This is a genomic window from Flavobacterium sp. ST-158 (assembly GCF_058309975.1).
In genome coordinates, this window is sequence record NZ_JBZEEN010000008.1 from 163,989 (window position 1) to 176,501 (window position 12,513).

General features: G+C 33.1%; 12 protein-coding genes. 8 read left to right on the forward strand and 4 right to left on the reverse strand.

Annotated features, from left to right (window positions below; all coding sequences use genetic code 11):
- Nucleotides 1-37 precede the first annotated feature (37 nt).
- Nucleotides 38-916, forward strand: coding sequence for a dienelactone hydrolase family protein (locus AC4FRF_RS13295; RefSeq protein ID WP_491160096.1), 879 nt, complete (start codon nucleotides 38-40; stop codon nucleotides 914-916).
- A 98-nt stretch (nucleotides 917-1,014) separates the two neighbouring features.
- Complete coding sequence (locus AC4FRF_RS13300) at nucleotides 1,015-2,229, forward strand: RsmB/NOP family class I SAM-dependent RNA methyltransferase (protein WP_491160042.1); 1,215 nt, start codon at nucleotides 1,015-1,017, stop codon at nucleotides 2,227-2,229.
- 134 nt (nucleotides 2,230-2,363) lie between these two features.
- Here the strand turns inward: AC4FRF_RS13300 and rho are convergent, their stop codons facing one another.
- Entirely contained in the window at nucleotides 2,364-4,160 is a 1,797-nt protein-coding gene (rho, locus tag AC4FRF_RS13305) for a transcription termination factor Rho (protein WP_491160043.1), read from the reverse strand.
- A gap of 184 nt (nucleotides 4,161-4,344) precedes the next feature.
- On the opposite strand from rho, the gene AC4FRF_RS13310 reads away from it, so the two are divergent.
- The 3 genes from AC4FRF_RS13310 (at nucleotide 4,345) to AC4FRF_RS13320 (ending at nucleotide 7,247) form a co-directional block, all read left to right on the forward strand.
- Nucleotides 4,345-4,758 carry a DUF4293 domain-containing protein gene (locus tag AC4FRF_RS13310; RefSeq protein WP_491160044.1) on the forward strand — a complete coding sequence of 138 codons (414 nt, stop codon included), beginning with the start codon at nucleotides 4,345-4,347 and terminating at the stop codon, nucleotides 4,756-4,758.
- 101 nt (nucleotides 4,759-4,859) lie between these two features.
- Nucleotides 4,860-5,522 (forward strand): response regulator, encoded by a 663-nt coding sequence (locus AC4FRF_RS13315; protein WP_491160045.1) that lies wholly within the window; start codon nucleotides 4,860-4,862, stop codon nucleotides 5,520-5,522.
- Nucleotides 5,523-5,546: 24 nt separating this feature from the next.
- Nucleotides 5,547-7,247 (forward strand): tetratricopeptide repeat-containing sensor histidine kinase, encoded by a 1,701-nt coding sequence (locus AC4FRF_RS13320; RefSeq protein ID WP_491160046.1) that lies wholly within the window; start codon nucleotides 5,547-5,549, stop codon nucleotides 7,245-7,247.
- Here AC4FRF_RS13320 and AC4FRF_RS13325 read toward each other — a convergent pair whose 3' ends face one another.
- Nucleotides 7,248-7,745 (reverse strand): metallophosphoesterase family protein, encoded by a 498-nt coding sequence (locus AC4FRF_RS13325; protein ID WP_491160047.1) that lies wholly within the window; start codon nucleotides 7,743-7,745, stop codon nucleotides 7,248-7,250.
- A 186-nt stretch (nucleotides 7,746-7,931) separates the two neighbouring features.
- Here AC4FRF_RS13325 and truA point away from each other — a divergent pair, with 186 nt between their 5' ends.
- From truA to AC4FRF_RS13340, 3 genes are all read left to right on the forward strand, one after another.
- Nucleotides 7,932-8,672: a tRNA pseudouridine(38-40) synthase TruA gene (gene truA, locus AC4FRF_RS13330; protein WP_491160048.1), complete on the forward strand. Its 741-nt coding sequence runs from the start codon at nucleotides 7,932-7,934 to the stop codon at nucleotides 8,670-8,672.
- Nucleotides 8,673-8,762: 90 nt separating this feature from the next.
- The gene (locus tag AC4FRF_RS13335) at nucleotides 8,763-10,517 is read left to right on the forward strand and encodes an ABC transporter ATP-binding protein (protein WP_491160049.1); all 1,755 of its coding nucleotides are present in this window, start codon (nucleotides 8,763-8,765) and stop codon (nucleotides 10,515-10,517) included.
- Nucleotides 10,518-10,520: 3 nt separating this feature from the next.
- On the forward strand, nucleotides 10,521-11,306 hold the full coding sequence (locus tag AC4FRF_RS13340) for an ABC transporter ATP-binding protein (RefSeq protein WP_491160050.1): 786 nt from the start codon (nucleotides 10,521-10,523) through the stop codon (nucleotides 11,304-11,306).
- Nucleotides 11,307-11,400: 94 nt separating this feature from the next.
- Here the strand turns inward: AC4FRF_RS13340 and AC4FRF_RS13345 are convergent, their stop codons facing one another.
- Both AC4FRF_RS13345 and AC4FRF_RS13350 read right to left on the reverse strand, forming a co-directional pair.
- A complete protein-coding gene (locus AC4FRF_RS13345; RefSeq protein ID WP_491160051.1) occupies nucleotides 11,401-11,859 on the reverse strand; it encodes a tRNA (cytidine(34)-2'-O)-methyltransferase in 459 nt (152 codons plus the stop codon).
- 20 nt (nucleotides 11,860-11,879) lie between these two features.
- The gene (locus AC4FRF_RS13350; RefSeq protein ID WP_491160052.1) at nucleotides 11,880-12,452 is read right to left on the reverse strand and encodes a pseudouridine synthase; all 573 of its coding nucleotides are present in this window, start codon (nucleotides 12,450-12,452) and stop codon (nucleotides 11,880-11,882) included.
- Nucleotides 12,453-12,513: the final 61 nt, after the last annotated feature.

The window sequence follows — 12,513 nt, forward strand, 5'->3', positions numbered from 1 at the left end:
AAAGTGTTCTTAACTAACCGCTACAGCAATGTAAAAAATAACCAAAGAAGATATCAGTCAGGAAATATTTGACCTCTACGACGATTACGCTCATAATAAAATTGAACGCAGACAATTCATTGAAAAACTATCTGTATTTGCTGTTGGTACATTAACTTTACCTTCCTTATTGAGTTTTATAACACCTGATTATGTAAACTCAATAACAGTTCAGCCAGATGACCCCAGAATAGAGTCAGATTATATTACTTACGAATCTCCAAAAGGAGGAGGAAAAATCAAAGGATTACTTTCTAAACCAAGCAAAACCAATAAAAAACTACCAGGAGTAATTGTAGTTCACGAAAACAGAGGACTAAATCCTTACATAGAAGATGTAGGAAGACGCCTAGCGGTTGATGGTTTTATCAGTTTAGCACCAGATGCGCTAACCCCACTGGGAGGTTATCCCGGCAACGATGATGAAGGAAGGGAAATGCAGAAAAAAAGAGACCGTTATGAAATGCTCGAAGATTTTATTGCTGCGTATTATTACTTAAAAAATCATCCCGATTGCGACGGAAACATCGGAGTAGTCGGATTTTGTTTTGGTGGTTGGATTGCTAACTTAATGGCTGTAAAAATTCCAACTTTAGGCGCTGCAGTTCCTTTTTATGGTGGTCAACCTACTGCCGAGGAAGCCGCACAAATAAAAACACCAATGTTATTACAATATGCAGGTTTAGATACCCGAGTAAATGCTGGTTGGCCCGCATTTGAAACAATATTAAATGAAAACAAAGTTCCTAATACCGCATACATTTACCCGAATGTCAATCATGGTTTTCACAATAATACCACACCTCGTTATGATGAAAAAGCAGCAACATTAGCCTGGAATAGAACCATTGATTTTTTTAAAGAGAAATTAAAATAAAACAGATTCCACAAAAGAGAAAATCATTTTTACAGAAATGAAATTTAAATTTAACTTTCAATTCATTTAATAGTACCTTTGCAGCTCAAATAAATACAATGAGATTACACAGAAACTTAGTATATACTACTATCGATTCTCTAAATGCAATATTTAACGAAGGAGAATATGCTGATAAAGTAGTAGCAAGAGCATTAAAAAAAGACAAGCGTTGGGGAAGTTCCGACAGAAAGTTTGTTGCTGAAACAATCTACGAAATTGTTCGTTGGAAAAGATTATATGCCGAAATTGCTGAAGTTAAAGAGCCATTTGACAGAGATAATCTTTGGAGAATGTTTGCTGTTTGGGCAGTTTTAAGAGGTTACCCAATTCCGGATTGGCGTCAACTTGAAGGAACTCCAGAACGAAAAATCAAAGGTCGTTTTGACGAACTTTCAAAAATAAGACCGCTTAAAGAATCTATTCCAGACTGGATGGACGAATTAGGGGTTAAAGAATTAGGCGAAAAAGTTTGGGCTAAAGAAATTGCAGCGCAAAACCAACCAGCCAAAGTAATCCTAAGAACAAACACACTTAAAACAACCAAAGAAGCACTAAGAGCTATTTTAATGGATTTAGATATCGATACCGAATATCTAAAAGACCAACCCGATGCTTTAGTTTTAAAAGAACGTGCTAATGTTTTTATGACCGATGCTTTTAAACAAGGTTTGTTTGAAGTTCAAGATGCCAATTCACAATTAGTTGCGGCATTTCTTGATGTAAAACCAGGAATGCGTGTTGTAGATACTTGTGCGGGTGCGGGTGGTAAAACCTTGCATATAGCCTCTTTGATGGAAAACAAAGGGCAATTAATTGCTATGGATTTATACGAAAGCAAATTAAAGCAATTAAAGTTAAGGGCTAAAAGAAACAGTGCTTTTAATATCGAATACCGCATTATTGACACCACTAAAGTGATTAAAAAATTACATGAAAAAGCTGATCGCGTATTGATTGATGCGCCTTGTAGTGGCTTAGGAGTTTTAAAAAGAAATCCTGATGCAAAGTGGAAATTGAAACCTGAATTTATTGATAATATCCGTAAAGTACAATCGGAAGTTTTAGAAAGCTATTCTAAAATTGTAAAACCAGGCGGAAAATTGGTTTACGCAACCTGTTCTATTTTGCCTTCGGAAAATCAAAAGCAAGTTGAACGTTTTTTAACTACCGAAATTGGAAAACAATTCACCTTTGTAAAAGACCATAAAATCTTAGCTTCAGAATCTGGTTTTGATGGATTCTACATGGCTTTGTTAGAAAGAAAAGCATAACTTCAATTCTAAGTCAGCAGAAGACTATTTTTAGAAGACAGATATAAAAAAAGCGATTTTCATACTGAAAATCGCTTTTTTTATATATTTTAGTCAGAACACTGAATACTGCCTTCTGAACACTGCAAACTGAATTAGTCATTCATAGAAATCAAGAACTCCTCGTTATTTCTAGTTTTTCTAAAACGATCATTGATAAACTCCATTGCTTCCACAGGATTCATATCAGAAAGGTATTTTCTCATGATCCACATTCTTTGCAATGTATCTTTATCTAATAATAAATCATCACGACGTGTACTAGAAGAAGTCAAATCAATCGCAGGAAAAATACGTTTGTTAGCAATTTTTCTATCCAATTGCAATTCCATATTACCTGTTCCTTTGAACTCTTCAAAGATAACCTCATCCATTTTAGAACCTGTTTCTGTCAATGCAGTTGCAATAATACTTAATGAACCACCTTTTTCAACATTACGCGCAGCTCCAAAGAAACGTTTTGGCTTTTGCAACGCATTAGCATCTACACCACCACTTAATACTTTACCTGAAGCTGGTTGAACTGTATTGTAAGCTCTAGCTAAACGCGTGATGGAATCTAAAAGAATTACAACATCATGGCCACATTCTACTAAACGTTTTGATTTTTCAAGAACGATATTTGCAATCTTAACATGCTCTTGTGGTTCTCTGTCAAAAGTGGAAGCAATAACTTCACCTCTTACAGAACGCTGCATATCTGTAACTTCCTCAGGACGTTCGTCAATTAACAAAACAATAAGGTAGACTTCAGGATGATTAGCAGCAATAGCATTGGCTATTTCTTTCAGCAACATGGTTTTACCCGTTTTTGGTTGAGCTACAATCATACCACGTTGTCCTTTACCTATTGGAGAAAACAAATCGATAATACGGGTTGAAATAGAGCTATCTCTTTCGGCTAATTTGAATTTTTCCGATGGAAAAACCGGAGTTAAATGTTCAAATGAAATTCGATCTCTAACAACCTGAGGATCATGTCCATTTATTTTCAGTACACGAACTAAGGGGAAAAATTTCTCTCCCTCTTTAGGAGGTCTTACCACTCCTTTTACGGTATCTCCAGTTTTTAAACCAAATAATCTAATTTGTGAAGTAGATAAATAAATATCATCTGGTGAGGCTAAATAATTATAATCGGAAGAACGTAAAAATCCATAACCGTCAGGCATCATTTCAAGAACACCTTCACTTTCTATAATTCCATCAAATTCAAAATCGGAATCTCTAAAATTATTTTTCTTATTTTTAAAATTCGGATTTTGGTTTTGATTCGGATTTTGGTTTCCGTTTTGATTCTGGTTTTGGTTTGGATTTTGCTTATTTTGTTGATTCGGATTGATTTTCTTTTGAGGTGCTGGAGTATTCTCAGCAGACGTTTCTGCTTGTTTTGGTTTATCCTCAACTACAGCATCTGTCTGATCCTCATTTTGGGTTTCCTTATTCTTTTTTAAAGCAATTTTCTTTTCGTAAGTTGCCTTATTAAATTTTACCACCTTTGGTTTTTCAGTTGGAACAACTTCTTTTGCTGTTTCTTCCTTTTGCTCGTTTAGCTTTGTATTTTCTGTAGTTTCACCAGAGGAATCAATCTTCTCCACATTCTTTACTGCAACTTGAGCATCAATTTCCTTAGAAGCAAGCGACTTGTTTTTAGGCGTTATTTGCTTTTTTACTGGGGTGATACGAACCCTTTTAGCCTTATCATCAGCAGCTTCAGTTGTTATTTTGGTTTCTTCAACCACCGGAGTTGCTGCCAAAGAATTTTGAAAATCCAAAATACTCGTAATTAAAGCTTCTTTTTTAACACCGTTGTATTTTATTGTTTTAGCAGCTTTAGCTATTTGTTGAAGCTCAGAAAGCTTCATTTCTTTTAATGCCGAAATATCAAACATGAATGTTCTATGAGTTTAATTAAAATGGGGAACCTTGAAAAGATTAGGTGTGTTTTTTTTACTTTGAATTCACCGCAGTATGAAGTGCTTACGGTATTGTATTGCAATAATACGAATAAAATTTTAGGATACAATAGTATTTTAAAAAAAGAAAATATATTTTTGTAGAGCAATATTGATACTAATGATACAAAGAATTCAAACCGTATATTTACTTCTTGCTTTTGTAATCACAGGAATTTTACCTTTTATTTTTCCATTATGGACACTTAGCGATGGTAAATCTTTCTTATTTATGCAAAGTCAAGTTTATGTTGTGTTATTTGGATTAAGTACCACATTATCAATTTTAAGCATTATATCCTACAAGAAAAGACAAAATCAATTTGTTATTGGCAGATTGAATATCATATTAAATTTGATTTTATTAGGATTGTTTTTATATCGTTCACTAAATTTATCTGGAGAAACTCCTGAGGTTTCTGAGAAAGGTATTGGGATGTTTCTACCTATTATTGCTATCGCAGCATTGGTTTTGGCTAATAAAGCGATCAAAAAGGATGAGGATCTTGTAAAATCTGTGGACAGATTGAGGTAAACCTATAAATTTTAATTTATTAGTGCGAAGGAAACCCGAATGAAAATTCGGGTTTTTTTGTGCTATATTTTTTATACATTTGAAAATATTAGAAACTACACATGGAAACTCCAATACGAATTCATTTAGCAGACGATCACAAAGTACTTATTGATGGCATGCGCACCTTGCTCAATTCTATCCCCAATTTTAATGTGGTGGGATATTCTCTAAAAGGGACGACACTTTATGAAGAAGTAACAAATAATTCCACAGATATTCTAGTATTAGATATTAGTATGCCCGAAAAAGACGGAATTGAAGTGCTTAAAGAATTTGCTAAAAAAGGATTTCCTTGCAAAGTGGTTGTACTTTCTACCTATGATGATATCAAAATCATTCAGGAAGTAATGAAATTAGGTGCTAGTGGCTATTTAACAAAACAATGTGCCGGTGAGAACATCGTTGAAGCAATACAGGTGGTAAGCACTGGGGAAGAATATTTTAGTAGTCAAGTTAGAGAAACTATTTTCAATTCGGCAACAAAGAAAAATCCAAAATTAAACAAGAGCAAAATCAATCAAGAATTTCAATTGACCGATAGAGAAATTGAAATTGTCACTTTAATTGCTTTAGAATATAGTGGAAAAGAGATTTCTGAAAAACTATTCATCAGTTCAAATACTGTAGAAACCCATAGAAAAAACATTCTAAAAAAACTCAACGCTAAAAACACCATCAGTTTGGTCAAATTTGCCTTAAAAAACAATTTGATTACTCCTTAACATCAGTCATTTCAACTTTTTATTATGCCTTACCAACGTATTTACAACCTGCTATTGGTGCTTTTATGGATTAGCACTAATAACTTTTTGTATGCACAAACCAGCAAATTAACAAAAGAAGAAACAACTGTTCTGGCACAAAAAGCCAAAAATCTGATGAGAGCCGACAAATATGAGGAATCATTAATTCTTGCTCGTCAAACTTTAGAAAAAGCCATACTCTTAAAAGACGACAACTTGATTGCTTTGTGTTACAATACGATTGCCAGTAACTTTGATCAATTAACTGAATATGAAAAGGCATTATTTTACTATAAAAAAGGTCTTGTTTATGCGAATAAAACTAACAATAACCATCTAAAAAACTGGATCAACAACAACCTTGGCAATATTTATTGTTTTGACAAAAAAGAATATGCTAAAGGAATTTATTATTATAAAAAGTCACTTGAATACAGTCAAAAATCAGGCGATTCTTCTGAAATAGTCTTTACCAAACTCAATATTACCTGGGCATATTTTGATATTGAAAAATTCAATTTAGGACTTCCTTATTTAAAATACATTAATAAATATCATGACAAATTTGGTGACACCTCAACCATTGTTGCATTAAACATGCTCAACGGCATGTATAATTCGCATATAAACAACAATACAAAAGCGCATTTTTATTTTGAAAAAGCTATTGCACTAGGCGAAAATGGCAATGAGAAATCAGACTTATCTTATTCCCATTTAGAGTATTCAAAATTTCTATTTAAAATTAAAGATTACAAAAAAGCTTATCAACATCTTGAAGCTTATAATAAAATTACTGACTATCTTAATACCGAAGAAAAACTACGAAAACTCAATGTTGCAGGAATCAATCTGGAGATTGATGAGTACAAAAGAGAGATTGACAATATTAAAACTAAATACAAAACCAATCACCAACTTTTAATTGAAAAACAATCCAAAAACAAACTAATAAGCATTGTTATTATATCAATATTGTTACTAATTATTGTTTTTTCATATTTTTATTTTCAAAATAGCCAATTAAAACAAACCAATAAACTCAAAAATATTGAGAGTAAAATTCAGGAAAACATCATTACGGCTACTATAAGTGGGCAAGAAATAGAACGAAAAAAAATCGCTGCCTTTTTACATGACAACATCAGTGCTTTACTTTCTTCGGCTGCCTTACATCTCACCATTTTTTCTTCAAAAAACCAGACTAACAGCGAAGAAATCACTAAAACAAAAGCCATTCTTATACAAACTCATTATAAAATAAGGGATTTATCACACCAATTATTACCATCTTTGTTGGTTCGTTTTGGATTGTTTTATGCACTCAATGATTTATGCGAAATGAACTCTAATTCGAATATCCTCTTCCATTTCAGCACAAATACCGATGCAGAAACACGCTATAATGAAGATTATGAAATGAAAATGTATTTTATCATTAGCGAATTACTAAACAACATTATCAAACACAGTCAGGCCAAGGTTGCCAAACTAGACTTGAAACAAAAAGACGGTAAATTACAGATTCTTGTTGAAGACAATGGTATCGGCTTTGAAATTAAACAATACCAAACTATTGAAGGTTTTGGTTTGAACCAAATTAAAGCCAGAATCAATACTATGAATGGAAAGTTTCGAATTATTTCAAAACCAAACATAGGAACTACTATCGAAATTATGGTTCCAATTGAGAACAAAAGCTAATTAAACTCTTTTTTCCAATTCTATAATTTCTAAATCTTTAATTTTATCTGCTTCAATTACAAATCGTAACATGGTACGAACTTGATGAAAACCACTTTTCCCACAAGCACCGGGATTCATGTGTAACAAATTGTGTTTCTTATCAAACATAACTTTTAAAATATGGGAATGTCCGCAAATAAATAATTGTGGAGGATTCGCAGTCATTTCGGCCTTAATATTCGGATTGTATTTTCCTGGATAACCACCAATATGCGTAATCCAAACCGAAACTCCTTCACACATAAACCGATTATGTAAAGGAAACTCTAAACGTGCCTGAGCATCATCAATATTACCATATACAGCACGCAAAGGTTTAAGTTTTTTCAAAGTATCAGTCACTTTCAAATCGCCAATATCCCCTGCATGCCAAACCTCATCGGCTTGATTTACATATTTTAAAATGGCATCGTCTATATGGCTATGCGTATCTGAAAGTAAAAGGATTTTTTTCATTTAGCTAAAAGTGCTTCAAAGATTAGTCAGCAAAGTTATTATTTAATACCAATTGTGCTTTTTAGTTTTAGGCTTTTTTAAACAACAACTAAGATAAAACTTTGTAAATTTGTCACTATTAATTTTCAATGAACATTTTTCGGCATTATTGCGTGAATATGAAACACTGAATACGGAACACTACTCTTGAGATATTTTATAAAATTAGCTTACAACGGAACCGCTTATCATGGTTGGCAAATTCAGCCAAATGCTGCTTCGGTACAAGAAACTTTGAATAAAGCTTTTTCGGTTTTGTTACATTCAGAAATTAGTTTAATGGGCGCTGGACGCACCGATACTGGAGTTCACGCTAGCGAAATGTATGCGCATTTTGATTTTGAAGCTGATTTTGATATTCCAAAATTAATTCACAAACTCAATTCCTTTCTTCCTAAAGACATTGTTATTTATAACATTTTGGCTGTTGCAGACGATGCGCATTGTCGTTTTGATGCAACTAAAAGAACGTATGAATACCACATCAATAGGTATAAAGATGTTTTTCTACAAGAGCAAAGTTGGTACTTTCATCAAGAGTTAGATGTTAATTTGATGAACGAAGCCGCAAAATTATTATTCAATCATACTGATTTTCAATGTTTCTCTAAGGTAAATACCGATGTAAATACGTTTGATTGTACTATTTTTGAAGCTTATTGGAAACAAGAAGGAAATAAATTAATTTTTACAATTTCAGCCAATCGTTTTTTGAGAAACATGGTACGCTCTATTGTAGGAACACTGGTTAATATTGGTTTACACAAAATAACGCTAGCCGATTTTAATGCTATTATTGAAAGTAAAAGCAGAGAAAAAGCGGGTTTTTCGGTTCCAGCACACGGATTGTATTTAACAAAAATAGAATATCCCTATTTAGATGATTAGTACTTAGTCCCTAGTAAATTTATTTCATAAATAAAAACTAAGGACTAGGGACTAAAAACTAAGGACTAAAAAAAGGACTAAAATAAAAAAATGAAAGCAAAAGCATTTGATACCCGATTATTCAAACGAATTTTACAATATACCAAGCCGTATCAATGGCGTTTTAATGGCGTAGTAATTTTTGCCATTTCATTATCTATTTTCGCAGCTTTGCGTCCGTATTTATTGAAGCAAACCGTGGATAGCTACATCCAAACGCAAGATGCCAATGGACTTTTAATGTACATCAGTTTGATGGGAATTGTACTTTTGTTAGAGGTCTTTTCGCAGTTTTATTTTGTGTATTGGGCAAATTGGTTGGGACAAGACATTGTAAAAGACATCCGAATTAAGTTGTTCAAACATATTCTAAGTTTCCGAATGAAATACTTTGATTTGGTTCCTGTGGGGCAACTCGTAACTCGTTCCGTATCTGATATTGAATCCATTGCCCGTATTTTTAGTCAAGGTTTATTCATGATTATAAGTGACATGATGAAAATGCTGGTGGTGCTTATTTTTATGTTTTACATGAACTGGAAATTAACTTGGATTGTAATTATTGCAATGCCTATTTTAGTTTTTATAACTCGAATTTTCCAACGCAAAATGCAGCTTGCTTTTGAGGAAGTACGTACGCAAATTGCTAATATGAATACTTTTGTACAAGAACGCGTTACAGGAATGAAGATTGTACAATTGTTCAACCGCGAAGAAATTGAGTCCGAAAAATTTAGAGGCATTAATGAAAAACATCAAAACGCTTGGATAAAAACCATTTTATATAACTCCATCTTCTTCCCTATTGCCGATATTATTTCGTCACTAACTCTTGGGTTTGTGGTTTTGTACGGTGGAATAAAAATCTTAAATGGTGACCATTTTACCACTTTTGGAGATTTGTTTTCTTATACTATGTTCATCAGTATGCTTTTCAATCCTTTGCGCCAAATTGCAGATAAATTCAATGAGATGCAACTAGGAATGATTGCTGCCAATCGTGTTTTTGAAATTATTGATACCCAAGATCAAATTCAAGATACTGGAAAAATTGAAGCACCTATTTTTAAAGGAAGTATCCAATTTAAAAAAGTACATTTCAGTTATATTGAAGACGAAGAAGTGATTAAAGGCATTGATTTGAGTGTCAATTCAGGAGAAACTATAGCCATTGTAGGTTCTACAGGTGCTGGAAAATCAACCATCATCAACCTTTTGAATCGTTTTTATGAAATTAAAAGCGGTACTATTTGTATTGATAATGAAAATATCGAAAACTATACCTTGAGTTCGCTTAGAAAACAAATTGCTATTGTATTGCAAGACGTTTTCCTTTTTGCTGATACCATTTACAACAATATCACGCTTAACAATCCCGAAATCACTAGAGACCATGTTTATGCTGCCGCAAAAGAAATTGGGGTGCATGATTTCATTATGAGTCTACCTGACAATTATGATTTTGACGTAAAAGAGCGAGGAGTTATGCTTTCTTCTGGACAACGCCAATTGATTGCTTTTTTGAGAGCTTATGTAAGCAATCCTAGTATTTTAATCTTAGATGAAGCAACCTCATCAATCGATACTTATTCGGAAGAATTGATTCAACGTGCAACTGAAACGATAACCAAAGGAAGAACTTCCATTGTTATTGCGCATCGATTAGCAACCATTGTCAATGCTGATAAAATCGTGGTAATGGACAAAGGATTGATTGTTGAAGAAGGAACGCATCAAGAATTGATTAACAAAGCATCTGGGTATTATAAAAACCTGTACGATTCTCAATTTTCATTAGCAGAATAATCAATGAGTACTTCCAATATCATATTACAAGCTACACAAATAAGCATCGGCTACAGCCATAAAAAAGAACAGAATATTGTTGCTTCGGCTATTGACCTGACCTTAGAAAAGGGAAAACTCATTGCCTTAGTTGGTGCCAATGGTATTGGAAAATCAACCTTATTGCGAACCATTACTGGCATACAAAAAACAATGGCTGGCAGCGTTTTATTAAACGGAAAAAACATCCATGAGATAAATGCTTTGGCTTTAGCCAAAAACTTAAGCGTAGTACTAACCGAAAAATTACCTCCCAGTAATTTAACCGTTTTTGAGCTGGTTGCTCTAGGCAGACAGCCTTATACCAACTGGATTGGAACGCTAAGTGAAGAAGATATAAAAAAGGTAAATGAAGCTTTAGCGCTTACACAAATTGAACACTTGGCATCCAAAAAACATTTCGAAATTAGTGATGGACAATTACAAAAAGTTCTTGTAGCAAGAGCTTTAGCACAAGATACTCCGCTCATCATTTTAGATGAACCTACTACGCATTTGGATTTACTGCATAAAGTAGCCTTATTTAAACTTTTGAAAAAACTTACTCAAGAAACTCAAAAATGCATTTTGTTTTCTACGCATGATATTGACATGGCAATTCAATTAAGTGACGAAATGATTATCATGACTCCCGGTAATGTTGTTCAAGACGAGCCTTGTAATTTTATTTCAAAAGGAAGTTTTAATACTTTATTCAAAGATGAGCATATTGTTTTTGATGAAACAAAAGGAAAATTTGTAATTAGTTAGTTTTGGTTTTAACCACAAAGAGCGCAAAGTTTTTCGCAAAGAACACTAAGATTTTCTAATTTTTGAAATCTAAATTCTGCCTTCTGAATACTGATTACTTCAAAAAAATCTGTCTCTTCGCTTCTCCAACTACAAAAGCTACTGAATTAGCAATATTAAAACTCCTGATTTTATCTGACATCGGAATCGTTAATTGATTTTCTTTATCAAATAAATCTAAAAATTCTTGACTTAATCCCACACTTTCTTTTCCAAAAACCAACCAATCACCATCTTGAAAATTATTTTCCAAATAGGAATTCGCTGCATGAGAACTCATTAAAAAAACGCGTGATTTATCAGAAATTTGCTCCAGCCATTCACTTACATTTTGATATTCAGTCACATCCAAATGCACCCAATAATCCAAACCGGAACGTTTTAAATTTTTATCATTAATCACAAATCCAAAAGGATGAATCAGGTGCAAACGACTTTCAGTTCCCACACACAAACGACCAATATTACCAGTGTTATTTGGGATTTCAGGTTCTACTAAAACAATATTAAGCATTTTTTGATTTGTTAATTTGATTATTTGACATTGAAATTCTCAACTTCAATTACTTCACCGGTTTTTAAATCATTCAAATATACGTTACCTATTCGAACACGTACTAAACGTAAAGTAGGAAATCCTACAGCCGAAGTCATTTTTCTTACTTGTCTAAATTTGCCTTCACTAATGGTTATTGAAGCCCAAGAAGTGGGACCATGACGTTCATCACGGATTTTTTTTCCTCGAATGCCAAAATTAGGAATTTCTAGAATTAATCGAGCTTCGCAAGGTTTGGTTTTATATTTAGTTCCATTAAAACCTATTTCAACTCCTTTTTTAAGTTGTTCAATAGCTTCTTGAGTAATGATTCCATCCACTTGAACAAAATATTCTTTATCGACTTTCTTGGAACGAATTTGCTCGCTCACTTTTCCATCGGTAGTTAACAACAACAAACCTTCCGAATCTTCGTCTAAACGACCAATAGCCATCGTACCTTGCGGAAAATCATATAATTCTCCCAATAGTTTCTTTTTTCGTTTCAATTCGTAAATAAATTGACTTAAATAACCATATGGTTTATGAAGAATAAAATGCTGATGCGACATACTAAAAAAGTAGATTTGGGGCAAAAATACACAAATAGCGGCAGTCTCAAAGTATTTCTAA

Excerpts from the sequence above, each read along its gene's own strand:
- AC4FRF_RS13300 (WP_491160042.1), top strand. The coding sequence starts at position 1,015 with ATGAGATTACACAGAAACTTAGTATATACTACTATCGATTCTCTAAAT.
- rho (WP_491160043.1), bottom strand. The coding sequence starts at position 4,160 with ATGTTTGATATTTCGGCATTAAAAGAAATGAAGCTTTCTGAGCTTCAA.
- AC4FRF_RS13310 (WP_491160044.1), top strand. The coding sequence starts at position 4,345 with ATGATACAAAGAATTCAAACCGTATATTTACTTCTTGCTTTTGTAATC.
- AC4FRF_RS13315 (WP_491160045.1), top strand. The coding sequence starts at position 4,860 with ATGGAAACTCCAATACGAATTCATTTAGCAGACGATCACAAAGTACTT.
- AC4FRF_RS13320 (WP_491160046.1), top strand. The coding sequence starts at position 5,547 with ATGCCTTACCAACGTATTTACAACCTGCTATTGGTGCTTTTATGGATT.
- AC4FRF_RS13325 (WP_491160047.1), bottom strand. The coding sequence starts at position 7,745 with ATGAAAAAAATCCTTTTACTTTCAGATACGCATAGCCATATAGACGAT.
- AC4FRF_RS13335 (WP_491160049.1), top strand. The coding sequence starts at position 8,763 with ATGAAAGCAAAAGCATTTGATACCCGATTATTCAAACGAATTTTACAA.
- AC4FRF_RS13340 (WP_491160050.1), top strand. The coding sequence starts at position 10,521 with ATGAGTACTTCCAATATCATATTACAAGCTACACAAATAAGCATCGGC.
- AC4FRF_RS13345 (WP_491160051.1), bottom strand. The coding sequence starts at position 11,859 with ATGCTTAATATTGTTTTAGTAGAACCTGAAATCCCAAATAACACTGGT.
- AC4FRF_RS13350 (WP_491160052.1), bottom strand. The coding sequence starts at position 12,452 with ATGTCGCATCAGCATTTTATTCTTCATAAACCATATGGTTATTTAAGT.